This is a genomic window from Microbacterium sp. MYb72 (genome assembly GCF_002979415.1).
Lineage (GTDB): Bacteria > Actinomycetota > Actinomycetes > Actinomycetales > Microbacteriaceae > Microbacterium > Microbacterium natoriense.
The window spans coordinates 15054-39463 of the sequence record NZ_PCOT01000008.1 but is presented as its reverse complement, the minus strand read 5'-3'; the positions used below and the strand labels follow the sequence as shown (position 1 = coordinate 39463).

The following is a 24410-nucleotide window of genomic DNA, read 5'->3' as shown; positions in this document are numbered from 1 at the left end:
CTGTTCCGGTCGCAGGCCCGGTCGCGAACTGCGCAGATTCGGGACCCGGTTTGCGACCGGAGCAGCCCGCGAGTCGAAGGAGAGGCGTCAGGCGACGCGGACGTTCAGGAGCTGCCAGCCCTCTGGCACCTTCGCGTGCAGGGCGTCGAGGTCGTCGGCCTGCACTTCGGTGACCTGGTCGCGGCGAGCGAACGTCCCGACGGACTTGAGCACCGCCGCCCCCTTGATCATCTCGACAGGCGAGGAGATCAGATCGAAGCCGGCGGGCCGGTGCGCCTCGAGCAGAGTCTGGATCTCGGCGAGGTCGGCGCCCTCCACCCGGACGGAGGTGGTTTCGACGGGACGCATCAGACCGATCAGCACCCTCTGATCCTACGTCGCGAGAACCACGGGGCCGCACCCGCCGCGCACCGTGAGGAGTGCGCGGCCCGGGTACGGCCCCGAGCCTCCCGCTATGCGCGCCTGCGTCGGACGACGATGAGCGCTCCCGCGGCCATCAGCGCCAGAGCGGCACCGGCGACACCGGTCCAGAGACCGGCATCCGTCCCGGTAGCGGCGAGGCCGCCTGAGGTCCCGCCCGCCTGACCCGGCGTCCCGGGGTTCGACGTGCCAGGGCCTGGGGTGCCCGGCTGCGAGGCGGCGGTGACCGTCAGGACGGCCTCGGATCGGAGATCGCCCTGGGTGAGCGCGATCGGATGGTCGCCGGGCGCGACGCCCGCGCGGCGGAGGGTGAACGAGACGGAGCCGCTGGCATCCGCGAGCGCGGCGCCGACCTCCTGACCGTCGAAGAGGACCGCGACCGCCTGACCGGGGGTGAACCCGGTGCCCGCGAGCTGAACGCCCGTGGCGGCCAGCGAGTCGGTCGCGATCCGCGAGACGCTCAGCACGAGTCCGGGGGATGCCGGATCAGCGGTGACCTGCAGTTCGGCCTCGCCGAGGACGTCTCCCGGCGCGAAGGCGGCGAGCGCCTCGCCCCGCGGTGCGAAGCCCGGCCCCTGCACGAGCTGCACGGTGTGCCTGCCCGGTGCGACATCGGGCACCGTGAACGACGCCGAACCCGTGCCCGTGGCGGATGCGGTGAACGTCGCAACCTGGGTGCCGTCGAACAGGACGCGGACCGGGACCTCAGCCGGCAGGCCCTCGGCCGTGAGCGCGATCCCGTCGGCCTCCAGCGCACCGGTCGCGATCTCCGACGGAGTGAGGGTGACGTCGGCCGGATCGATCGGGTCGGCCGTGACGACGACCGTGTCGGATGCCTGCCACTGACCGCTGCGCACGAGCACCGTCGATGTGCCGGCCGCGACGCCAGAGCGGAGGACGGACGTCGCGACCGCTCCGGTGTCGCTGGTGATCGCGGTCGTGACCACGGCGCCGTCGAAGAGAACCTCGACCGGCGTGTTCTCGGGGAAGCCGCTGCCCTGCACCTGGATGCCCGCCGACGCGAGCTCCGACTGCGAGATCGTGTCGGGGGTGACGAGCACCGTCGGGTGGTAGACGACCGGGTCGGCCTCGACGGTCAGCGCGGCGGATGCCGACCACTGCCCGCTGGTCAGTGTGATCGTGTGCGCCCCCGGTGCGACGGCTGCGCGGGAGAGCGTGTAACCGACAGAGCCGTCTGCGCCGCTGTCGACGGTCGTGACGGTGGTGCCGTCGAACGCGATGGTGACCGCCGCGGACGGCGGGAACCCCGCGCCCGTGACGGAGACGCCGGCGCCGGCGAGCGCGGAGACCGTCGTGGTCGACGGGCTCACCGCCGCCGTCGGCGTATAGGTCGGGTCTGCCACGACGGTGAACGTCGTCTGGGCCGTACGCGCTCCGCTCGTGAATTTCACGACGTGGTCGCCGACCGTGGCGTTCGGCCAGTGCAGGATGACCTCGACGGACCCGTCGGCACCCGCCGTGCGCGTCGCCGCCTGCTGGCCGTCCACGAGGAGAGCGACCGAGCTGTCCGGTGCGAAGCCGGTGCCCGTGAAGCGCACGACACCGGCCGGATCGGTGATCTGCGACAGCGTCGCGGGGTTCGGATTCACCGTGATCTGCGGCGCAGGGGTGCCGTCGACGGCCGCGTCGTAGGTGAACTGCGTGCCCGTGCACTGCAGCCCCGCGCCGACCATGTCGGCGGCGTTCGATCCGGAGCTCGTGACCGTGCCGTCGTCGTGGAAGGTCCCGCCCAGCCAGTACTCGGCGTGATAGTCGGCATCGATCTGATAAGTCCAGTTGGCCTGGAAGGTCCCGTCCGCGCCGATGGCCGTGTCGGGGATGTCGTTGAACGTGAGCGGAGAGGGGATCGGCGGGTTGAGCCCGCAGAAGATCGTGGAGGTGGTGGCGACGTCCGTCACCTTGCCGTCCGACACCGTGATCGTGATGTCGTACCCGTGGCTGTTCTCCCCGACGTAGACGCCGTCCTGTGTGGCGGCCTGGGCTGGCGCCGCGATCACGACGGCGCTGAGGCCGACGGCGAGGGCGATGCCGGTGCCCGCGCCGAGGAGGCGCCTGAGGCGTGTGCGTAGCTGCGATGTCATCGAGTGGTTCCTGTACTGGGGTCGGCGGACACAATCATGCACAGGCTATGAATCGGGCTGAAGAGCGCGCATCCGTAGAAACACGGCAATTGATCGAATGGTTCGAGAAAAGCCCCGTGGGAAGCGATATCCCACTATTCTCATTCTGTGCGCGGAGGGGAGAGCACATGTTCATCGGACGTCGAGACGAGCTCGATCGCCTGATCACGCACGCCGAGACGTCCGCCGACGCTCCCCACCGGATCATCCTCATCGAGGGACCGATCGGGATCGGCAAGACCGCTCTCGTCGGAGAGTTCCTGCGTTCGGGGCCTCCTCAGCGCACGCTCTTCGCCCGCCCTGATGAGATCGCGACGAACATCCCCCTCGGCGGCATCCGAGCGATCGTCGAGGATCTCCTGCATGCCGACCTCGCCCTGCTTCTCGCCCAGCGAGCACCGCGTGCCCTGCAGCGCGATGTCCGCGACGCGCTGTCGAGCTCACCGACCGTGCTGGTGATCGACGACGCCCACTGGCTGGACGACCCTGCCGCGGAGCTGATCGAAGGGCTGCTGGCCGACCCCACCACGACGGGTCTCGTCCTGGTGCTGTGCTTCCGAACCGGCACCGTACCGGACACGCTGCTGCACGCGGTCGCACGCGGAGGCGCCCAGGTGCACCGCATCGGCCTCGCACCGCTCGCCGACGACGAGGCCGCTGACCTCCTCCGCCAGCACGGCGCCGATGACGATGCCCTCGTGGAGCTCGCCGGCGGGAACCCGCTGTTCCTCCGCCTGCTCGCGGATGCCGCGCGGGATGCACCCGCCCGGACCGACGCGCGCGAACCGCTCGAGATCGGCGACGCTCTCCGCGGGGAGTTCAGCACACTCGACGCGCCTGCGCTGGCGCTGCTGCATGCCCTTTCGCTCACCCCGGCGGTCGCCCCCGCCGCGCTCGCACGACTCGTCCGGATGGATGGCACCTTCTCCGACGGCTCCCCGACCGATGACGCCCTCGCCGACGCGGCCGACCGCCTGGCCCGCCGCGGCCTCATCGACGCGGACGAGCTGAGGATCGTCCATCCGTTCATCCGTGCGGCCGCCTATCGCCACATGCGGGCCGGTGCTCGGCGGCGAGCGCACCGCCTCGCCGCCGAGAGCGCGTCGGACCTGCTGGAACGCGCCTCCCATCTGCAGCAGCTCGGCTCGCATCTGACCGAGGACGAGATCCAGACGATCGTGGATGCCGCGGCGATCGTGACCTCGACGTCTCCGCGCAGCAGCATCGCGATGCTCATGCGAACGACGAGGATCCCTCATCGCGCTCGGGACCTGGGGCTGGCGCGTGCGCTCCTGCTCGACGGACGGCCCGTCGAGGCCGAGCGGGTGCTGCGCGAGGCGCATGTCTCCGAGCAGCCGACGGGGGAGGCACTCTCCCTTCTGATGCAGTCGCTGCGCATCCAGGGCCGACCCGACGAGGCGTTCGAACTCGCGCGGGACATCGGAGCGGCGACCCTCGCTCCCGAGGTGATCGTCGAGCTGGCGACCCTGGCCGTCATGCACGACGGCGACTACGAGATCGATGCCAGGGCCTGGCTCAGAGAAGACGACGAGCGGCCGGGGCACGCCACCGCCCTCGCCGGGCTGCGCGCGCTGTCGCACCTCAGGGTGGGGGATCTCGATCGCGGTCGGGAGGCCTACCGCATCGCCAAGGACGGCTTCGAGACGCTCACCGCGTCGGAGCTGCTGCCCGTTCTCGACGTCGTCACGGCGATGGGGTGGTGCGCGCACTTCCTGGCAGACTTCGACGACGGCGCCCGCCTCGTGGAGCGCGGCATCCGCCTCGCCGAGTCGCACGGGCGCTTTCACGTGCTGCCTCACCTCTATCTGATCCTCGCCTTCCTCTGCATCCCCCTGGATCGGTGCGCCGAGGCTGAAGAGCTCAGCGAACTGGCGATAGCGGCGTCGGAGAAGTACAACTGGCCGGACGCCGTTCCGCTGGCGCTCACCGCGTCGCTGGTCGCCGCACCCGGTCGGGTGAGCGCGGAGGAGTTCGCGACCCGCCACCGGAGACTCGTGGAGGCGGGGCTGCCGCAGATCCTGTGGTGGCGTCGTGTCGTGCGCCTGTTCATCTGCCGCGGTTCGATCGTGCTCGGCCAGCCCGCCGATCTCGAGGCTCTGGAGATCGATCGCCACGACATCTTCGCCTCGCAGAAGCACATCGGTCTCGGTGAGCTCGCCGTCGCGCGGGGCGATCTCGACGAGGCGCTCGCTCACGCCGAGGCGGCCATCGAGTGGGGGAGACGCGCGGACCACCCGTCCCAGATCGGGCACGGAACGATGTTCCGCGCCCAGCTGCGCGTGCGTCAGGGCAGGATGGCGGATGCTCTCGCCGACGCCCGCGAGGCCGCGGACCTGTTCGATCGAGCGGGCGCCGTGCTGTATCGGCGCTTCGCGGAAGCGGCGATCGCCCGGTTCGGCGCTCCCACGGCCGAGGAGGATGTTCCGCTCGACGCGCTCACTCCGCGGGAGCAGGACGTCGCGGAGCTCGTGGCCGACGGACACACGAACCGCATGATCGCCGAACGGCTGCATCTGAGCCCTCGCACCGTGGAGAGTCACGTCGCACGCATCCTGCAGAAGACGGGTCTGCGCTCGCGCGCGGGCATCGCGCGCCATCTCGACGGCACGCAGCCTTCCGTTCCGCCGGGCCGACCTGCGCAGTAGCGTTGACGTCGTGAGCACAACGCCGTTCCCCGCTTCCGTGTACGCCGATCGACTCGACCGGGCTGCGGCCCTCGCTGCGGATGCAGGGATCGACGGCATCGTCGTGGGTCCAGGTCCCGACCTGCAGTATCTGGTGGGGGTGGAGGGCGACACGATCGAGCGCCTCACCGCCCTGGTGGTGCGTCCCGGCGCCGCCGCGACCATCGTCGTGCCGCGCATGGAGCTCGCGAAGGTCCGCAGCACCGCGGTCGGCGAGCTGGGGCTGGCCGTCGCCGACTGGGTCGACGGCGAGAACCCCTACGACCTCGTGGCCTCTGCCCTGGGCGCGGTGTCGCGGGTGGGGGTGTCGGATGCGCTGCCCGCACTGCACGTGATCCCGCTGGCCGAGCGCCTGGGTGTGCGGCTCGAACTCGCCACCCCCGTGCTGCGCGAGAGCCGGATGATCAAGGATGCCGCCGAGATCGTGGAGCTGCGACGTGCCGGCGCGGCGATCGACGCGGTGCATCGGCGGGTGCCGGAGTGGCTGCGCGCAGGTCGCACGGAGCGGGAGGTCGCCGCGGACATCGCGGAGGCGATCATCGCCGAGGGGCACCGCACCGTGGAGTTCGTGATCGTCGGCTCAGGGCCGAACGGGGCGGATCCGCACCATGAGGTGTCCGACCGCGTGATCGAGGACGGCGATGTCGTCGTGGTCGACATCGGCGGCGCCGTGCCCAGCGGCTACAACTCCGACAGCACCCGCACCTACGTCGTCGGACGTCCCTCGTCTCCCGACGCGGCCGAGCGGATCGCCGTGCTCGTGCGCGCCCAGCAGGCCGCCGTCGACGCGGTGCGACCGGGAGCGACGGCCCAGCAGGTGGATGCCGCCGCGCGCGATGTGCTGACGGATGCCGGCTTCGGCGAGGCCTTCCTGCACCGCACCGGACACGGCATCGGCGTCTCGGTGCACGAGGAGCCGTACATCGCGCCCGGCAACGACCTGGTCCTGCGCGAGGGGATGGCCTTCAGCATCGAGCCGGGCATCTACTTCGCCGGGTCCTGGGGCGCGCGCATCGAGGACATCGTCATCGTGACCGCCGACGGCGGCGAGCGCCTCAACCTCGCGCCGCACGACCTGCGCTCGGTCGGCGACTGACGCCGGGCGGATCGTCCCTGCGGAGCCGATCGAGCTCGCCGGGTACGCGGATCAAGGCCTGTCAGACCCCCATGCGGTCGAGAGCCGCTTCGAGCCGCGCGACCGCGCCGTCGACGTCGGTGAGCTTGTCGAGGCCGAAGAGTCCGACCCGGAAGGTCGAGAAGGCATCAGGCTCGCCGCAGTGCAGGGGCACCCCGGCGGCGATCTGCACGCCCTCCGCGCGGAAGCGCGCACCGCTGCGGAGCCCCGGATCATCGGTGTGCACGACGACCACGCTCGGTGCGGCCACCCCCTCCGCAGCCACCGACGGCAGACCCCGTGCGGCGAGGAGCGCCCGCACTCTCGCTCCGAGCTCGACCTGCGCGTCCCGCAGGGCGGCGAAGCCGAGCCCGCGCGTCTCGATCATCTGCGCGAGGTTGTGGGCGATCGTGTCGGTCGGCATCGTCGCGTGATACCCCGCTGTTCCGTCGCGGTAGCCGTCGGAGATCGCGAGCCAGCGCCCGAGGTCCAGAGCGAAGCTCGTCGTGGCGCCGGCGACGACGGCATCCCGTCCTCGCTCTCCGAGCATGACGTAGCCGACGCCGGGGGATCCGCTCCAGCCCTTCTGCGGGGCGCTGATCAGCACGTCGACGTCGAGCGCCGTCATGTCGACCCACATGGCCCCAGAGGCGATGCAGTCCAGCACGAGCACTCCGCCGACCTCGTGCACGGCGTCGGCGAGGGCCCTGACGTACGAATCGGGCAGCATCATGCCCGCGGCCGTCTCGACGTGCGGGGCGAACACGACGTCCGGCCGGGACGACCGGATCGCGGCGACGACCTCGTCGATCGGCGCGGGGCTCCACTCCGCCTGCGCGTCGTCGCCGTCGGGGCGCGCCGTGCACACGACGACGGATGACGCGATGCCGCCGGTCTCGAGGATCTGCGACCACCGGTAGGAGAACAGCCCGTTGCGGACGATGAGCGCGCGGCGCCCCGTCGCGAGCTGCCGCGCCACCGACTCCATCGCGTAGCTGCCGCCGCCGTTGACCACGACCGCGTCCTCCGCGCCGTACGCCTCGCGCAGGATCTCGAGGGTCTGCTGCATGACCGCGACGAAGCGGGCGGACATGTGGTTCAGCGACCGATCGGTGAAGACCACCGAGTACTCCAGCAGTCCGTCCGGATCGATGTCGTCGTGAGGAAGGCTCATGGGTTCAGTGTGTCAGGTGGGCTGCGCGGAGGGGAGGGGAGAGCGGATGCCGCGGCATCCGCTCTCCCCTCTGTCACGTCCGACGTTGTTGCTATCGTGGCGGCGTGCGATGGCTTGTGAGCGAGACGGGTGGTTCACGCGGTGAGCCATCCTCTCCGGGGATACCCCGGGGCACGCAGGCCGATCTGGAACGAACGCCGCAGGCGCCTCCCTGCGCTTCGCGCAGTACAGCGCCCGCACTGATGGACGAGTCGCGCGCAGGCCATCGCACCCTCTTCGCCGTCCGACGAGCCGATGGACGGACGGTCTCCACACGATGACGGAGGCGCTGACGCCCGCGACGCGTGTGCTCGCCCGGACGCCCCGCGCGGGGGCCTCCGCGATCGCCACGGCGTTGGCTGACGCCTTCCTCGCTGCGGACGCGTGGACGGCTCCGCACCTCGTCGACGCAGGATCCTTCGTCCTCGGCGCGCGCAGGCGCTGGCTCCCGCGTGTGGTCGACGACGTCATGGTCGACTTCGTCAGAGCGCCCGTCGATTCCCCCCGGTTGCTGATCGCGGTGATCCGCGATTCGCCGGCGTTCCGCGCAGCGATCGAGAAGGCCGACGCCGCCAGGACTCCGATCCGCATCCACCACCACGTCGTGGCGACGACGCGCTCGCGGGAGCCCGCAGCGGGGCTCCCGCGCATCGACGACATCGCCGCCCTCGCGGTGCTGCTCGAACTGACCGATGGGCAGCTCGCGTGGTTCGCCGACACGAAGCGGTGGAACCGTCGAGCGCGCCCCGGTCCGCTCCACCACTACCGCTACGAATGGCGATCGCGACCGGGGCGCGTCCCGAGACTGCTGGAGGTCCCGGAGGAACGGCTGCGCCGGGTCCAGCGACGTCTGCTGGAACGCGTGCTCGGCCTCATCCCCGCGAACGATGCGGCCCACGGCTTCATGCCAGGACGGAGTGCCGTCACGGGCGCCGCTCGGCACGTGGGTGCGGGCATCGTCGTCTCGGTCGACCTCACGACGTTCTTCGCCCGCGTGTCGGCGGGGCGCGTCTACGGCACGCTCCGCCAGTCCGGGTACTCGGAGTCCGTCGCTCACACGATCGCGGGGGTGTGCACGAGCGCCGTGCCTCCTCGCGTGCTCGCCGCGATGCCTCCCGGCGGGACACCGGAGGAGCGATTCGCTCTTCGCCGGGCTCTGGCCGCGAACCATCTCCCTCAGGGAGCCCCGTCGTCTCCGATGATCGCGAACCTCGCCGTGCGCCGGCTCGACTCGCGTCTGACCGGCTGGGCCGCCGCCGTCGACGCCGCCTACACGCGCTACGCCGATGACCTCACGTTCAGCGGCGGACCCTCGCTCGCCGCGCGACCGGACGCCTTCATCCGTGGAGTGCGGCGGATCGTCGAGGACGAGGGGCATTCCCTCAACGAACGGAAGACCAGGATCAGGCGACAGGCCACGAGGCAGGCGGTCACCGGGATCATCGTGAACGAGCGCCTCAACCTGGTGCGGGGCGACTACGACCGGTTGAAGGCCATCATCCACAACTGCATCCTGCACGGACCGTCGTCGCAGAATCGTGCCGGGGTCGCGGACTTCCGGGCCCACCTGCGGGGGCGCATCTCCTGGGTCGAGTCCCTGAATGCTCAGCGAGGGGCGAGGCTCAGGGCGGAGTTCGCGCGCATCGTCTGGGCCTGACGCGCTTCTCCGGCATTCAGTCCGCGGAGGGAGAGCGGATGCTGCGGCATCCGCGGCTCACAGCACGACCGCCCTCCCCGGGGTCCGGGGAGGGCGGTCGTGGGGATCCTGCGGGGGTCAGGACTCCCTGCGGCGGCGGGTCACGAGGACTCCACCGGCCGCGAGCAGCACCAGCAGCGCCACGATCAGCACGATCGGCACCGCTCCGCCCGTTCCGGCGAGACCACCGCCGACGACAGCCGCGGCCGTCACCTGCAGCGCGGCCTGGGCGGTGAGGCCCGTGTCGGCGCCGGTGGCGACCACGGTGTGCGCGCCGACCGGGGCGTTCGCGGGCACGGCCACCTGGATGCGGAAGGAACCCGCACCGTCGGCGACCACGTCCGCGAGGTGGATCGGGTCGGAGTGCAGCACGATCGAGACCTTCTCGCCCGCGCCGAAGCCGCGGCCGATGAGCTCGAACGAGCCGCCCTGGACGACGCTCTTCACGCCGACCACGATCTCCGCGTCGAGCACCGGGGTGCTGCGCACGTCGAGCGTGAGCGGGGCGGACGTCGAGCCGAGGTAGGCCTTCGGATCCGACGGCACGAAGCGCGCGACGTAGGTGTGCGCACCCGAGGTCTCGATGCGGATGTCGGCCGTCGCCGTTCCCGCCGAGACTCCGGCGGATCCGACCACGACGTCGCCCTCGAGGAACTCGACCTGACCCGCCGCGCCTGCCGGCTTCAGCGTGGCGGTGAGTGCGACGGACTCGCCGGCGACCGGGTCGGTCGCCGTGGTCGAGAGCGCGACGGTCGTCGCCTTGGCACCGGTCGATCCGGTGACGACGAGCACCGTGGCCCGCGCCTCGACGTTCGAGACGCTGCCGAGGGCGATCACGGGGTGAGCGCCGTCCACGGCATCCGCGGGGACCGTGACGTCGGCCGACACCGTGCCGTCATCGAGGGCCTTCACGACCACCGGCTCCTCGTCGTCGATGCGGATCGAGACGCTCTCACCCGGCGCGAAGCCCGTGCCGGTCACGTGCACCGTGTCACCCGGCTCCACCTCGGCGCCGTCCACGGTGATCACGGGCTCGTACTCCGGTTCCGGCTCGGCGACCACGATCTGCAGCTGCGCGTCGGCCGACTTCACGCCGTCGTCCGCCGTGACCGTGACCGTGTAGGTGCCGGCCGCGGCGTAGGTGTGCGTGCCGGTGACGGCGCCCGAGGCCACGTCGACCGTGGACACGGGAGACCCGTCGCCCCAGTTGACCACCGCGGTCGTCTCGCCGGAGCCGCCCGAGATTGTAGCCAGCGCGGCCTCGAACTCCTCGCCGGCGATCTGATCGGCCACGGTCGATGCGGTCACCGCCAGCGGAGCGGCGGCGGCACGGTCGCCGTCGGAGGCGATGGCGAACACGTGCACGCGTCCGTCGCGGAGCGTACCTGCCTCCCTCGGCATCGTGAGCGACTCCACGACCTTCGGCTTCCCGTCGGCGTCGAGGTCGATCGTGATCGGCGCGGTCGCGTAGATCGCGGTGTTCTTCACACTGGACTCCGCGCCGGTACCCGACAGGCGTCCCTCGGAGACCGCGATCACCGAGTTGCCGAACGCCGGGCTGCCGGATGCTCCCACCCAGTCGCCGAACGAGATCTGCACGCGCTGCTCGGTGCCGTCGGTGAAGTGCAGCACCGCCTCAGGCTGACGCGCCTTCTCCGTCGCCGTGCCGACGAAGGCGAGCTGCGTCGCGCCGGTGCCGAGGTCGAGGCGGATCGTCTGACCCTCTCCGGTGATGTTGTCCGGGGCGCCGGGGGCGACAGCGGGCAGATCGTAGGTGAGGGAGGAGCCGGGGAGCGTCAGGGTCTGACCCTGCACGAACCCGTCGGCGGCGAGCTTGTCGCGGTAGTACCCGTAGCCCTGGTCGTCGCAGTTCGCGGCGGTCAGGTTGAGGTCGCCGATGCACACGCCGTTGAAGCTGCCGACGAGCGTCTCGTCGCGGTAGACCGTGACGGTCGCCGCACCGGATGCCGTGGCGCCCGTCGAGTCGCGCACCACGATCGTCGCCGTGTACGTGCCCGGAGCGTCGAAGGTGTGCGGAGCGCTCACCTTCCAGCCGCCGAGATCGTCGCGGGTGAGCTTCACGCTCGGCACCGGGGTGCCGTCGCCGTAGTCCACCGTGACCGTGTAGCCGGCGGCATCCGTCTCCTCGCCGATGATGGTCCCGAGGCGGCCGGTGAACGACGTTCCCGCGGCGACCCGCTGCGGGACGGCCGGGGTGATCGACAGTCCGTCGGCCCCTGCGGCCTTCGCGAACAGCTCGACCTCGGACAGCGACAGGGCATCGCCCGCACCCGTGAGGCTCAGCCTGATGCTCGTGTAGCCGCCCTCGCCGTTCGCCGTGAACGGCCGGGTCTGGGTGTCCCACGCGAACGTCTCCCCCGTGCGTGAATCGAGCTCGGTCCAGTTCACGCCGTCGGTGGAGCCCGAGAGGGTCCAGCTCGACGGGGCGCTGCCCTTCGCGGCATCCGTCAGCGTGTACTGCCCGATCGAGACCGGACCGGACTGCGACGTCCACACCAGCTCGGCGGTCGTGCCCGCGAACGTCGTCTTCGAGTTCATGTTGTCATCGACGAGCGCGCCGACCGGGGTGCCGTCGGCGGCCGTGAGGATGCCGCGTCCGGGCTTGGTCGCATCGACCAGGCTCGTCGGCACCGCGAGCGGCTCCGTGAGGTCCTTCGCACCCCAGGCCGAGGGCTGCGCGCTCATCGTGAAGTCGAGCGTGCCGCCCGCACGGACGAGGTCGCCGTCGAACGTGGTGTCGGAGACGGCCGTGCCGTTGATGCTGACGCCGGCGACGTAGTCCTTGCCGCTGGACGCGCCTGGGGCGTTGATGACCAGGTCGGTGTCGCCGATCGAGAGCGTCGCGCTGTCGAACAGGGGCGTGCCGACCGTGTAGTTCCCCGATCCGACCTCCATCGGGTAGAACCCGAGGGCCGAGAACACGTACCAGGCCGAGAACTCGCCGTTGTCCTCGTCGCCGGGGTAGCCCTGGCCGATGTCGGAGCCCACGAAGAGGCGGTCCTGGATGTCGCGGATCAGCTTCTGCGCACCGGACGGGTCGCCGGCCTCGGCGAGCACGTAGGGGATGTGGTGGGAGATCTGGTTCGACATGCCCAGCATCCCGAGGCGCACGTCGCGCGCCTCCCGAGCCTCGTGGATGCCGGAGTAGTCGGCCTTCTCACGGGTCGTGAGGAACTGGTGCAGGTTGTCGAGGAGCCCCTGCCTGCCGCCGTAGAGCGCGGCGAGTCCGTCGACGTCGTGGGGAGCGTGGTACCCGAAAGTCCAGGCGCTCGCCTCGGTGAAGGCGCCGCCCCACGCCTTCTTGTCGAAGTCCGCGCCGGACGTCCAGGAGCCGTCGGCGTTGCGCGAGGTGAACGTGCCCGCCTCGGGGTTGAACATCTCGACGTAGTGCTCGGCGCGGGCCTCGAAGTAGGTGGCCTCGTCCTTCAGCCGCTCGATGCGATCGGCCGGGGTCTTCGGGTCCTCGGACAGGGCCTTCGCCATCTCCGCGATGCCGAAGTCGTTGATGAAGCCCTCCAGGCCCCACGATGCGCTCTCATGCGTCGTCGCCTCGGTGTATCCGAGGAAGATCGACTGCGCGATGCCCTTGCGGCCGACGTCGTTCGAGGGCGGCAGCACGGTCGCGTTCTTGACCGCCGCGTCATAGGCCTCGAGGGCCGTGTCGGTGTCGAGGGATCCGGCGAGGTACGCCTCGGCGAACGCCACATCGGAGCTCGTGCCGGTCATCAGGTCGGCGTAGCCCGGCGACGACCACCGCGCCACCCAGCCGCCGTCGCGGTACTGCTGCACGAACCCGTCGACGAGGTCCTCGGTGACGTCGGGGTACAGCAGCGAGTACAGCGGCCAGGCCGTGCGATAGGTGTCCCAGAAGCCGTTGTTGACGTAGATCTTTCCGTCGACGATCTTGGCGTTGGTCTGGGTGTCGGTCGCGGATCCCGTCGTCGGGGAGACGGGGCTCGCGTACTTGTAGACCGGATCGGCCGCGCTTCCCGTGTTCTCGAACTGCGAGTTCGGGTACAGGTTCAGGCGGTACAGGCTCGAGTAGAGGTTGACCAGCTGCGCGTCGGTCGCGCCCTTGACGTCGTGCACGACGCCGAGGCGGTCGTTCCACGCGGCTTCGACGGCGGCATGGGCCTTGTCGAAGGAGACGCCGGAGAGCTCGAAGTCGAAGTTCTTGCGCGCCTGATCCTGCGAGATGAACGAGGTCGACAGCCGCAGCTCGACGGTGCGGTCACCTGAGGTGTCGAACGCCGCATAGCGTGCGGTGCCGTTGCGGTCGCCCTTGGTGGTGGCGCCGGATGCCGTGGGCTGGCGGTCGAACGTGCCGTACACGAACATCCGCGTGCGCCCCGGCCAGCCGGAGCCGCCGTCGACCCAACCGGTCACGGTGTCGCCGGTGACCGAGAGCTTGGAGGAGTTCACGAGCTGGTCGATGACGACCGAGCTCGCGTCGCCCGTGAACTCGAAGCGGTAGATGGCGCCGTGGTCGGTGGCGGTGACATCGGTCTGGATGCCGTTGTCGAAGCCGACGCTGTAGATGTCGGGACGGGCGATCTCGTTGTCGTGGCTGAACGTGAGCTTGCGGTCGTTCAGCGAGGACGTGGGGTTGCCGTTCGCGGCGGGCATCACGGCGAGCGAGTTGCGGTCGCCCATCCAGATGCTCGGCTCGTGCGAGATGCCGATGCCGTTGAGGGTCGGCTGGTTCTGCGCGTTATTGGCGCGCTGGTACTGGTACAGCGTGCCCGCGTTGTCGGCGTTGGTCATCGGGGTGATGAAGTTGAAGCCGTTCGGCCAGGCCACCGCCGGGAAGTTGTTGCCGCGGGAGAAGCCGCCGGTCGAGTTCGTGCCGCGACGGGTGTCGACGAACGACACGAGGCCGTCGGAGATGTCGCGCGGCGCGACCTCGGCGATGGAGATGTCATCGAGCCAGCCCGTGAAGGCCGTGCCCGCCGTGGGCACCTCGACGGCGTGCACGTCGGAGCCGGGGTGGTCGTAGGTGAAGAGGACGTCGTCGACCGTGCGGCCGGCGAACTGGCCGAGATCGACGGTCACCCTGTTCCACTGGTTCGGCCACAGGCTGTTCGACTGCCCCTTGGCCTTCGCGTTCGCCGCGTAGCCGTAGGAGTCGACGGCGCCGCTGGTGGAGAGGGTCGTGCCGTCGGTGAACCGCAGGTCGACCGCGACGAAGGTGGCCGCGTACGTCTGCTCGCCGTCGAGCACCGGGAAGACGGCGTACGAGAGGGCGGTGTCGTCGGCGACCGCGATGTCGACGTCGCTGTACAGGGTCGAGGTCGAGGAGGCGGGGCCCGCAGCGAGGGTGCGGCCCGTGTACTGCAGGGCCTTCACGCCGGTGAAGCCGACGCCGGTCTTGGCGGTGTCGGAGCTGGCGGGACCGGACCCGGTCGCGAGGAAGAGGTCGCTGGGCGGGGGCGTCGCGCCGTCGACGGCGATGGGCTCCCAGCCGGCGAGCTGCAGGATGTTCTTGCTGGGGTCGCGCACGGCCTGCACGTCGAGACGGTAGTAGGTGTACGCCGGGCTCGGCGTCGCGAGAGTGAAGCTGCGGGTCTCGCCGCGACCGGTGAAGAGCTCGCCGCTGCGCTGGTCGACCGTGTCCCAGTCGGTGCCGTTGTTGGAGCCCTGCACCCGGAAGTCCTTGGGGTCGCGCTCCTGGGCGTCGCCGCCGGAGGTGAGCGTGTAGCGCACCATCGGCTGCGGGGTGCTCAGCTGGTACTGCACCCACCCGGTGTTCTGGAACGCCAGCCACTTCGTTCCCGCGTTGCCGTCGGCGACGTTGGCGGCACCCTCGTTGGGGGTGTTCTGAGCGGATGCCGTGACCGCCGACACCTGGCCGAGCACGCTGCCGGGGGTGAAGCGGTCGCCGGTGACGTTGACGGCGGCGCCCGTGCCGGTGAGCACGGGCGCGGCATCCGTCGTCTCGAACGACGAACGGAACGTCGTGCCGCCGGCGGCGATCGCCTGCATCGGGGTCAGCATGGCGAGGGTCACGGCGAGGGCGACGCCTCCCGCCGCCCAGGCGCGACGGCCGGGTCGTGCGTTCCTCGGGGATGGAACGGTCATGGTTGCTCCTTGAACTCCACTGCGATGTGTCGTCTGCGGCCGACGGGTGTGCTGCCGCGGCGCTGTCCACTTCATGACAGCGCTGTCATATGATGAGGACGCTACCACAGCGACGGTGGAGCGCGGAAGACATGATCGACGCATCCGCCGCGATAATGGGGATGCCCGCCGACGACCACAGGGGAGACGATGACGAGATCGGATGCAGAGCAGCCGGCGCGTCCGACGCTCGCCCAGGTCGCCGAGCGCGCGGGGGTGAGTCTGAAGACGGCATCCCGCGCCCTGGGCGGCGAATCGTATGTGAGCGAGAAGACGCTCGCCGTGGTGCTCGACGCGGCGAGGGAGCTCGACTATCAGCGCAACTCCGCCGCCAGCCTCCTGGCCTCCGGGCGACTCGCCGACTCGATCGGACTGATCACCGGCGACTTCACCAACCCGTTCTACTCCGCCCTCGCGCAGGGCATCGAAGACGAGATCCGCCCGCGGGGGATGCACCTCTCGGTGACCAACTCCCGCGAATCGGCCGAGCAGGAGCGACGGGTCGCGCACGACCTCGCCGACCGGCAGACGAAGGCCGTGATCACCGTCTCGGCGATGCCCGACCACCGCGACTACGCATCACTGCAGGCCCGCGGCATCCCCGTCGTGTTCGTCGACCGGCCGGCCGAGCAGGTCGAGGCCGACTCGGTCGTGTTCGACAACCGCGAGGGCGGACGGCTCGCCGCACGGCACCTCATCGACGCCGGGCATCGGCGCATCGCGTTCATCGGCGACTACGCGTGGCTCCCCACCTACCGGCAGCGCATGGCGGGCATGGGCGACGTGCTCGACCCCGCGGGCTCCGACTGGCGCGAGCTGCTGCGCGCCGACGCGCACGACGTGGGCTCGTCACGCGCCTGCGTGCGGGAGCTGCTCGCCCTCGCGCATCCGCCGACCGCGATCGTCGCCGGGAACAACCGGATCCTGCTCGGCGCCATGGAGGAGCTCGCGGGGATGCCTGCATCCGCTCGCCCCGCCGTACTGGGCTTCGACGACCCCGAGTGGGCGCAGGTGCTCGGCATCACCGTCGTGACCGGAGACGTCGAGGCGCTCGGGCGTCAGGCCGCACGCCTCGCGGTCGCCCGACTCAGCGACCGCTCGCGCCCCTTCGAGAACGTCGTGCTCCCGATGCGGCTGATCTCCCGCGGCTGAGTCCGCCCGGCCCGGCGTAGGTCGCACCGCCTCGGTGAGGGGTCACGAAACGTCGAGTCCGAGGGCTCAGACCCGACGTCATGTGACCCCTCAGCGCCGAGCGGCGCGCGGGTGACGCCGGATCAGGCGAGGGATGCCGCGCTGCGGAGCTCCTGCTCGCGCATCGCGCGCTCGACAGCCTCCACATCGCGCACCGCGCCGCGGTCGGCCGAGGTCGCCATCGCCGCGTACGCCCGCAGCGCGAGTGACACGGGGCGCTGGCGATCGACCGGGCGGTAGCCGCCGGCATCCAGCAGCCGCTCGCGGCGACGCTCGAGCTCGGACTCGTCGACGCGCAGGCTCATCGACCGGGAGGGGATGTCGATGTCGATGATGTCGCCGTCCTCGACCAGGGCGATGACGCCGCCCGCGGCCGCCTCGGGGGAGACGTGGCCGATCGAGAGTCCCGACGTGCCGCCGGAGAAGCGGCCGTCGGTGATCAGCGCGCAGACCTTGCCGAGCCCGCGGCCCTTGAGGAAGGACGTCGGGTGCAGCATCTCCTGCATGCCGGGTCCGCCCTTGGGCCCCTCGTAGCGGATCACGACGACATCGCCCGGCTGCACCTTCTTGCCGAGGATCTTCGCGACCGCTTCCTCCTGCGACTCGCACACCACCGCGGGCCCGGAGAACACGAGGATCGACGGGTCCACGCCCGCCGTCTTCACCACGGCGCCGTCCACGGCGATGTTGCCGCGGAGCACCGCGAGGCCGCCGTCGACCGAGTAGGCGTGGTCGATGTCGCGGATGCAGCCGTTCTCGGCATCCTCGTCGAGAGTCGCCCAGCGCTCGGACTGCGAGAACGCACTCGACGACCGCACGCCGCCCGGGGCCGCGAGCCACAGCTCCTTGGCGGTCTCGGTGGCCTTGCCGCCGCGGATGTCCCAGTCGTCGAGCCAGTCGGCGAAGGAGGCGGAGTGGATCGTGCTGACGTTCTCGTCGAGAAGTCCGCCGCGGCGCAGCTCGCCGAGCACCGCCGGGATGCCGCCGGCCCGGTGCACGTCCTCCATGTAGTACATGCGGCCGTAGGCGGGGTTCGGGGCGATCTTCGCGAGGCAGGGCACGCGGCGCGACACGGCGTCGATCTCGTCGAGGCCGAAGTCGATGCCGGCCTCGTGCGCCGCGGCGAGCAGGTGCAGGATCGTGTTGGTCGATCCGCCCATCGCGATGTCGAGGGCCATCGCGTTCTCGAAGGCGGCGAAGCTCGCGACCTCGCGCGGCAGCACCGAGCGGTCGTCCTCGTCGTAGAAGCGGTGCGTGATCTGCACGGCGACCTCGCCGGCCTTCTCGTACAGCGCGCGGCGGGCGGTGTGCGTCGCGAGCACCGAGCCGTTGCCCGGCAGGGCGAGCCCGAGCGCCTCGACGAGGCAGTTCATCGAGTTCGCGGTGAACATACCGGAGCACGAGCCGCACGTGGGGCAGGCGTTCTCCTCGATGCGCTGGATGTCGGCGTCCGACACCGTGTCGTTCGCCGCCTCGGAAATCGCGTCGACGAGGTCGAGCGTGCGGACGCTGCCGTCGACGAGGGTCGCCCGGCCGGACTCCATCGGTCCGCCGGAGACGAAGACCGTGGGGATGTTCAGGCGCAGGGCGGCCATGAGCATGCCGGGAGTGATCTTGTCGCAGTTCGAGATGCAGACCAGGGCGTCGGCCTGGTGGGCGTTGACCATGTACTCGACCGAGTCGGCGATCAGGTCGCGCGAGGGGAGGGAGTACAGCATGCCTCCGTGGCCCATCGCGATGCCGTCGTCGACCGCGATCGTGTTGAACTCGCGCGGGATGCCGCCGGCCGCGGAGATCGCGTCGCTGACGATGCGCCCGACGGGCTGCAGGTGCGTGTGACCGGGGACGAACTCGGTGAAGCTGTTCGCGACGGCGATCATCGGCTTGCCGAAGTCGGCGGCGTTGACGCCGGCGGCGCGGAAGAGCGCGCGGGCGCCGGCGGCGTTGCGTCCGTGCGTGACGGTGCGGGAGCGAAGAGGGGTGGGCATTCTTCCACCCTGACGTCTTCCCGATGTCGTCGGAAGACGGCGCTGATACTAGTAGTGAGAGCACTAGGTTTGATCCATGACCACCGACGACCAGCAGCGCAGCGAGCTCGGCGCCTTCCTGCGCGCCCGACGGTCGCTGCTCGACCGGGCGGCGTTCGGTCTGCCCCCCGCGGGCCGCGGCCGCACGGTCGGCCTGCGGCGCGAGGAGATCTCCTTCCTCTCCGGCGTGAGCGTGACCTGGTACACCTGGCTCGAACAGGGCAGGGACATCAACCCGTCGAGGCAGGTACTGGATGCCGTCGCCACCGCGCTGCACCTCACCGTCGCGGAGCACGACTACATGCTGACGCTCGCGGGATTCGCCCCCAGTCGTCCGGGCTCGAGCGTCGCCGTCGAGACGGCTCCCGCTCACGTGCAGCGATTCCTCGACGCCCTCGATGAGCACCCCGCCTACGCGCTCGCCCCGGACTGGGGCATCGCCGGATGGAACAGCGCCTACGAGCGGCTGTACCCCAACGTCGCCACGACGCCCCCCGAGCAGCGCAACCTGCTGTGGCTCATCTTCACCGACCCCGCGGTGCGGTCGCTCCTCGACGACTGGGACGACACGAGCCGCCGGTTCCTCGCCGAGTTCCGAGCCGAGGCCGGACCGAGGCTCGGCGACCCGCGCTACCGCGACGTCATCGGCCGGCTGATGGACGCGAGCCCCGAGTTCCGCGAACGCTGGGAGAGCCACGGGGTCGGCGGCTTCGAGTCGCGCGAGCGGGTGTTCCTGCATCCGACCCTCGGCCGCCTCGTGTTCGAGCACCACCAGCTGCGTCCGTCTGACCTGACCGACGTGCAGCTCGTCGTGTACGTCGCCGATGCGGAGACGCGGGGGAGGTTCGCGGGGCGGGATTGATCCGGCCCTCGCAGCAGACTCCCGAAGAGGGCAGCATGACGTCATGGGTGTGAATCTCCGGGTCGGATTCCGGAGCCGCCCTGCGGCCGCGACGACCGCAGGGCGGAGCCTGCCGTTCAGTCGGCGTTCTTGCGCTGCCAGACTCCGAACCGGTTGCCCGCCGGATCGGAGAGGTGCGCGAAGATGATCGCTCCGTTGTCCACCGGGGGCAGCACGATCTGAGCCCCGTTCGCGGTCGCCGCGGCGACGCTCGTCTCGACGTCGGCCACCTCGACGTAGAACACGGCCCACGTTCCGGATCCGATCCCGCTGGTGTCCCACAGGCCACCGGCGTTCCCGTTCACCATGGCGTATCCGGCGGGTCCGGCCGGTCCGAACTCCCAGCCGAAGACCTGTCCGTAGAAGGCCCTCGCCGCCTCGGGGTCCGGCGTGCCGACCTCGAAGTAGTTCACGGTGTTCATGCTCGACTCGCTCATCTGCGATCGTCCTTCCGATCCGCGGCATCGCCCGCTGCGATGCTCTCGGATCGAGTCTGAGATCTACCACTGTGCGAGGGTCAAGCCACGAGAGGCTGACCGCTCTGACGGGTCAGCCGATGGGGACGTTGACCTCGGTCACCCACTTGTCGGGGTCTGACTCGCGACCCGGCCCGACGACGTAGACGTTGAAGAGAGGACCGACCTGCGTGCGACCCTGCGTCGCGATCCACGCGCCGATCGATTCGGTCGCCCGATGGATGCCGTCGAACCCGCCGTGGTGGGTCGTCCACGCCACCCTCTGTGGGGGAAGGTCGACCACCTCGAATCCGCCCTGCGGTGTGAAGGAGCCGCGATAGTCGCGCCAGATCGCCATCTCCACATCCTCGTCGCGATACTCCTCGTCGAAGTAGGTCGCACCGACCAGGTCACCGAACCCGGAGGGGTCGACGCCGGCCGCAGAAGCCATCAGAGTCCGCAGATCCGCCCACAGCTCGCCCTCGGCCGGATAGCAGGCGACAGTGCGCCGCAACCGCAGTACGCGCGCGGACGGGAACATCCGCTCGCTCACCACCGATCCGGTCGATCCGAGGTCTGCGGCCAGGGTCAGCGCGAGGTCTCTCTGCGCCGCGAGCTGACGAGCCGCCTCCTCGAGACCGGCGATATGCACGTCGAGCCGATCCCGGAGCACCGCGGGAGACTCCTCGTACAGGGGCAGCAGCTCCATGATCAGCGCGATGCCGCACCCCGCATCGCGCAACGAACGGATGCGCCCCGCGATCCGCAGCTGTTCGACGGTGTAGCGCCGGTATCCGGTGAACGGATCGACCACGGCCGGGATCAGCACGCCCCGATCGTCGTAGTGCCGCAGCATCCTCACGCTCAGACCGGCGTAGCGGGAGAAGGCACCGATGTTCAGCAGCGGGGCCGAGCCGTCGTGCTCCGGCAGCCGCACCCGATGCCGTGCCGCGTCGGCGTCTTCGTACCCGGTCATGGCTTCATGATGCCAGTCGTGGGGATGACGGGGCACCGCACGTCCGGGAGGAGAACGCACTCTCGGACGGAGAAATGACGCACGAACCTCAGCCCGAGCGTGAGATCTCCTCCCGACAGGAGGAGAAGGTGCTCTGTGTGGAGGGGCCTAGGAGACTCCGTGTGTGTGTGGAGCCTAGGAGACTCCGTGTGCGGGGAGCCTAGGAGACTCCGCCCTTCCGCTTCGCTCCAGGGCTCCCCGAATCACTCAACCCGATAGATGCGAGAAGGCCCCCGGGCTGCGCTCGGGGGCCTTCTCGCATCTGTGGAGCCTAGGAGATTCGAACTCCTGACATCCTGCTTGCAAAGCAGGCGCTCTACCAACTGAGCTAAGGCCCCTCATGGGGATTTCTTGAGTTAAGGGTGGGGCTACCAGGACTTGAACCTGGGACCTCTTCATTATCAGTGAAGCGCTCTAACCGCCTGAGCTATAGCCCCGTCAACCTCCAAGACTTTACCGGAAGATCCGACAAAATCCGAATCGAGGCAGGTGTACGGCGGATGCCGGGCGTTTCGGCCCGGCATCCGCCTCTCGATCATCTGCCCGGACGCAGCGTGACCGTGCCAGCGGCGAGGGTCACATCGATCGAGTTCCGTGAGCTCGAGGAGTGGTCGAGCCTGTTGTCGAGCGTTCCCGCGCTCACGTTCTGGGTGATGTTGTACTCGCCGGCGGGGACGCTCAGGTCGAGACCGCCCGCGCTCACGTCGATCGAGGTCTCGCTCGGCGCTGCACCGGTGAGCTCGACCGTGAGGTCGCCGGCCGATACGGCGAAGTCGGCTTCGCGCACGCCGTCGAGGAGGATGTCGGCGCTGCCGGCGCTCACGTCGGCGTCGAGAGACGACGCCGACCCGGAGATGGTCAGGTCGCCCGCCGACAGCTCGGTGTCGAGCTCCCCGAAGCGCCCCGTTACGTCGAGGCTGCCCGCGCTCAGAGTGAAGGACGCGTCGAGCCCCTGCAGCTCGGACGGAAGGGTCAGCACGACCGAACGGTCGTCGTCGAACCAGCCGCCGAACCACCAGCCGAACACCGTCTCCGGTCCGCGGACGAGCAGCTCGTCCTCGTCGCGCTGCAGCGTCCAGGGGCCGCCGCGGCCGCCGGTCACGGCGAGCTGCGCCTGGTCGACGTCGCCGAACTCGACACGCACATCGCTCGCGCTCGCGTTGAGGTCGAGTTCCGAGACGCCCGTGACGTCGAGCTCCAGCACGGTGTCGCTGCGAGACAGATCTCCGGATGCGGCGACCGCTGCCGTCGCTCCGGTTCCGACCAGCGCGAGCCCGCCGATCACGGCGAGCGTGACGGTGATCCAGCTCGTCCCGCCCGGTCGCGGAGCCGCAGCCTGAGGCTGGGCCGGAGCCGGTACCTGAGCCGGCGAAGACGCGGGAGGGGGAGTGAGGGGGTTCTGTTCGGTGCTCATCGTGCGGCTCCTGTCTGGCCTGCGGGCGGCGTCGGGCCGCCGGTGTTCTCGATGTGGGCGAGGGCAGCGAGCACACGGCGGTTGCCCGACTCGTCCGGCTCGAAGCCCAGTTTCTGGAAGATGGAGGTGATGTGCTTCTCGACGCTCGCCTCAGAGAGGAAGAGCAGCGCGGCGATCGCCTGGTTCGACTTTCCCTCCGCGATCAGCGCCAACACGGTGCGCTCGCGCTCGGTGAGCCGCAGCATCCGGTCGTCCTTGTTGCGTCTCGTGAGCAGCTGCGCGACGACCTCGGGGTCGAGCACGGTCGCACCCTCGGAGATGCGGGTGACCGACTCCAGGAACTCCGACACGTCAGCGACCCTGTCCTTCAGCAGATAGCCCAGGGGGCCGCCCTGTGCGGCGATGAGGTCGGATGCGTAGCGCTCCTCGACGTACTGCGACAGCACGAGCAGAGGCAGCGCGGGATCGGTGGCCCGCAGCGCGAGCGCGGCGCGGATCCCCTCGTCGGTGAACGTCGGCGGGAGGCGCACATCGAGGATGCACAGCTCGGGCGCAGCATCCGCCAGCGCCTCGGCGAGGCCATCGGTGTCGGGGAGAGCGGCGACCACCTGGTGGCCGGCGTCCTCGAGCAGTCGCACGAGTCCTTCGCGCAGCAGGACGGAGTCCTCGCAGATCAGGATGCGCATGGCACGTTCACCTCCAGGCTGGTGGGTCCGCCCGCAGGGCTGTCGAGGCGGAACGTGCCGCCGGCGGCGAGGATGCGGTTGGCGATGCCGTCGAGTCCACCGCCGGGCTGCACCTGCGCGCCGCCCATGCCGTTGTCTTCGACGCGAGCCCACAGTGTGCCTCCCTCGCGAAGCCGCACGGTCACCCGCGCCTCGCTCGCACGGGAGTGCTTGGCGGCATTGGTCAGTGACTCGGCGATCGCGAAGTACACGGCGGCCTCGGCCTCGCGGCTGCAGCGTCCGTCCATGCGGACGTCGAGACTCACGGGGATGTGGGAGCGGCTCGCGAGGGCCGACAGTGCAGCGTCCAGTCCGCGGTCGTCGAGGACCGAGGCGTGGATGCCGCGGGCCAGCTGCCGCAGCTCGGTGATCGCCGCCTTCGTCGAGGTGTGCGCCTCGGCGATGAGGTCCTTCGCGGCTGCCGGGTCGTCGTCGATCTTCTGATGCGCGAGTCCCAGCGTCATGCCGACGGAGACGAGCCGCGGCTGGACGCCGTCGTGCAGGTCGCGCTCGATGCGGGTGCGCTCGAGGTCGGCCGCCCGCACGGCGCCCTCGCGCTGCGCGGTCGTGGTGCGCACGCGCTCGGTGAGCTCGGCCTCGCGGCTCTGCGCCACGATCGCGAGCGACAGCGTGCGGTGCAGCAGGGCGAGACCGACGATGCCGGCGGCGCTCAGCACGACGCCGAGCGCACCGATCACCGGGGCCCATGCCGCATCCACGAGGGAGCCGAACGGGCCGTCCACCTCTCCGTCGCCCGCGAGCGGTGCGAAGGAGATGATGCCCGACCAGACGAGGGTCCAGAACAGACGCAGCACGATCACACCGGCGATGCACGCGAGCGCGAAGTTCGCGAGAGCCCTCCACATCCGGCCGTCGATGACCTGACGCCCGAGGGAGCGGGCCCATCCGCTGAAGCCGGGGCGGTCGCTGGTGCGGCGACGCAGCGGCGCCACCGGCACGCGGTACAGCGAACCGACTCGCGCCACCTCGAACCAGCCGAGGCCGAAGAGCGCGTAGACGAGGCCGATCAGCAGGAAGATGCCGATGCCGAAGGCGAAGAGGAGCCCGAGTCCGGCGCCGAACAGGCCGGTCAGCATTCCGAAGATGCCTGCGCCCAGAACGCCGAGCGCGGCGAGATGGAGGATCGTCAGGAGGATCCGCAGCGGCGGTCTCGCCGTGCCCTCCTGCAGTGGGGTCGCAGTCTGTGTGGTCATAGTCCCAAGGTACGGTGACGCCGCGACCCGCGACACGGAGG

At 70.3% G+C, this 24410-nt stretch carries 15 protein-coding genes and 2 tRNA genes; 5 read left to right on the top strand and 12 right to left on the bottom strand.

The window, feature by feature from the left end:
• Positions 1 to 87 precede the first annotated feature (87 nt).
• Both CQ047_RS06190 and CQ047_RS06185 read right to left on the bottom strand, forming a co-directional pair.
• Positions 88 to 363 (bottom strand): hypothetical protein, encoded by a 276-nt coding sequence (locus tag CQ047_RS06190; protein WP_105673414.1) that lies wholly within the window; start codon positions 361 to 363, stop codon positions 88 to 90.
• Between the two features lie 89 nt (positions 364 to 452).
• Entirely contained in the window at positions 453 to 2522 is a 2070-nt protein-coding gene (locus CQ047_RS06185) for an LPXTG cell wall anchor domain-containing protein (RefSeq protein ID WP_105673413.1), read from the bottom strand.
• A gap of 167 nt (positions 2523 to 2689) precedes the next feature.
• Here CQ047_RS06185 and CQ047_RS06180 point away from each other — a divergent pair, with 167 nt between their 5' ends.
• Both CQ047_RS06180 and CQ047_RS06175 read left to right on the top strand, forming a co-directional pair.
• Positions 2690 to 5227 carry a LuxR family transcriptional regulator gene (locus tag CQ047_RS06180; protein ID WP_181155846.1) on the top strand — a complete coding sequence of 846 codons (2538 nt, stop codon included), beginning with the start codon at positions 2690 to 2692 and terminating at the stop codon, positions 5225 to 5227.
• A 10-nt stretch (positions 5228 to 5237) separates the two neighbouring features.
• The gene (locus tag CQ047_RS06175) at positions 5238 to 6362 is read left to right on the top strand and encodes a Xaa-Pro peptidase family protein (protein ID WP_105673411.1); all 1125 of its coding nucleotides are present in this window, start codon (positions 5238 to 5240) and stop codon (positions 6360 to 6362) included.
• Between the two features lie 61 nt (positions 6363 to 6423).
• Here the strand turns inward: CQ047_RS06175 and CQ047_RS06170 are convergent, their stop codons facing one another.
• Complete coding sequence (locus CQ047_RS06170; RefSeq protein ID WP_105673410.1) at positions 6424 to 7554, bottom strand: aminotransferase class V-fold PLP-dependent enzyme; 1131 nt, start codon at positions 7552 to 7554, stop codon at positions 6424 to 6426.
• Between the two features lie 316 nt (positions 7555 to 7870).
• On the opposite strand from CQ047_RS06170, the gene CQ047_RS06165 reads away from it, so the two are divergent.
• Positions 7871 to 9250 (top strand): reverse transcriptase family protein, encoded by a 1380-nt coding sequence (locus tag CQ047_RS06165; protein WP_219844593.1) that lies wholly within the window; start codon positions 7871 to 7873, stop codon positions 9248 to 9250.
• A gap of 117 nt (positions 9251 to 9367) precedes the next feature.
• Here CQ047_RS06165 and CQ047_RS06160 read toward each other — a convergent pair whose 3' ends face one another.
• Positions 9368 to 15388, bottom strand: a complete 6021-nt coding sequence (locus CQ047_RS06160) for a GH92 family glycosyl hydrolase (RefSeq protein ID WP_181155845.1) — start codon at positions 15386 to 15388, stop codon at positions 9368 to 9370.
• A 189-nt stretch (positions 15389 to 15577) separates the two neighbouring features.
• Between CQ047_RS06160 and CQ047_RS06155 the strand changes: the two genes are divergently transcribed.
• A complete protein-coding gene (locus CQ047_RS06155) occupies positions 15578 to 16579 on the top strand; it encodes a LacI family DNA-binding transcriptional regulator (RefSeq protein ID WP_105673408.1) in 1002 nt (333 codons plus the stop codon).
• 122 nt (positions 16580 to 16701) lie between these two features.
• On the opposite strand, the gene ilvD is transcribed toward CQ047_RS06155, so the two are convergent.
• A complete protein-coding gene (ilvD, locus tag CQ047_RS06150; protein ID WP_105673407.1) occupies positions 16702 to 18606 on the bottom strand; it encodes a dihydroxy-acid dehydratase in 1905 nt (634 codons plus the stop codon).
• 76 nt (positions 18607 to 18682) lie between these two features.
• Here ilvD and CQ047_RS06145 point away from each other — a divergent pair, with 76 nt between their 5' ends.
• Positions 18683 to 19507: a helix-turn-helix transcriptional regulator gene (locus CQ047_RS06145; protein WP_105673406.1), complete on the top strand. Its 825-nt coding sequence runs from the start codon at positions 18683 to 18685 to the stop codon at positions 19505 to 19507.
• A gap of 116 nt (positions 19508 to 19623) precedes the next feature.
• On the opposite strand, the gene CQ047_RS06140 is transcribed toward CQ047_RS06145, so the two are convergent.
• The 7 genes from CQ047_RS06140 to CQ047_RS06110 form a co-directional block, all read right to left on the bottom strand.
• A complete protein-coding gene (locus CQ047_RS06140; RefSeq protein ID WP_219844592.1) occupies positions 19624 to 19983 on the bottom strand; it encodes a VOC family protein in 360 nt (119 codons plus the stop codon).
• A gap of 112 nt (positions 19984 to 20095) precedes the next feature.
• Positions 20096 to 20977, bottom strand: coding sequence for a MerR family DNA-binding transcriptional regulator (locus CQ047_RS06135; RefSeq protein WP_105673405.1), 882 nt, complete (start codon positions 20975 to 20977; stop codon positions 20096 to 20098).
• 304 nt (positions 20978 to 21281) lie between these two features.
• A tRNA-Ala gene (locus tag CQ047_RS06130) sits at positions 21282 to 21354 on the bottom strand.
• A gap of 25 nt (positions 21355 to 21379) precedes the next feature.
• Positions 21380 to 21453: transfer RNA gene (locus CQ047_RS06125), tRNA-Ile, on the bottom strand.
• A 98-nt stretch (positions 21454 to 21551) separates the two neighbouring features.
• Entirely contained in the window at positions 21552 to 22430 is an 879-nt protein-coding gene (locus tag CQ047_RS06120; RefSeq protein WP_105673404.1) for a DUF4097 family beta strand repeat-containing protein, read from the bottom strand.
• A complete protein-coding gene (locus CQ047_RS06115) occupies positions 22427 to 23116 on the bottom strand; it encodes a response regulator transcription factor (protein WP_105673403.1) in 690 nt (229 codons plus the stop codon). The genes CQ047_RS06120 and CQ047_RS06115 overlap by 4 nt, the downstream gene beginning before the upstream one ends.
• The gene (locus CQ047_RS06110) at positions 23104 to 24369 is read right to left on the bottom strand and encodes a histidine kinase (protein ID WP_105673402.1); all 1266 of its coding nucleotides are present in this window, start codon (positions 24367 to 24369) and stop codon (positions 23104 to 23106) included. Before CQ047_RS06110 ends, CQ047_RS06115 begins: the two co-directional genes overlap by 13 nt.
• Between the last annotated feature and the right edge of the window lie 41 nt (positions 24370 to 24410).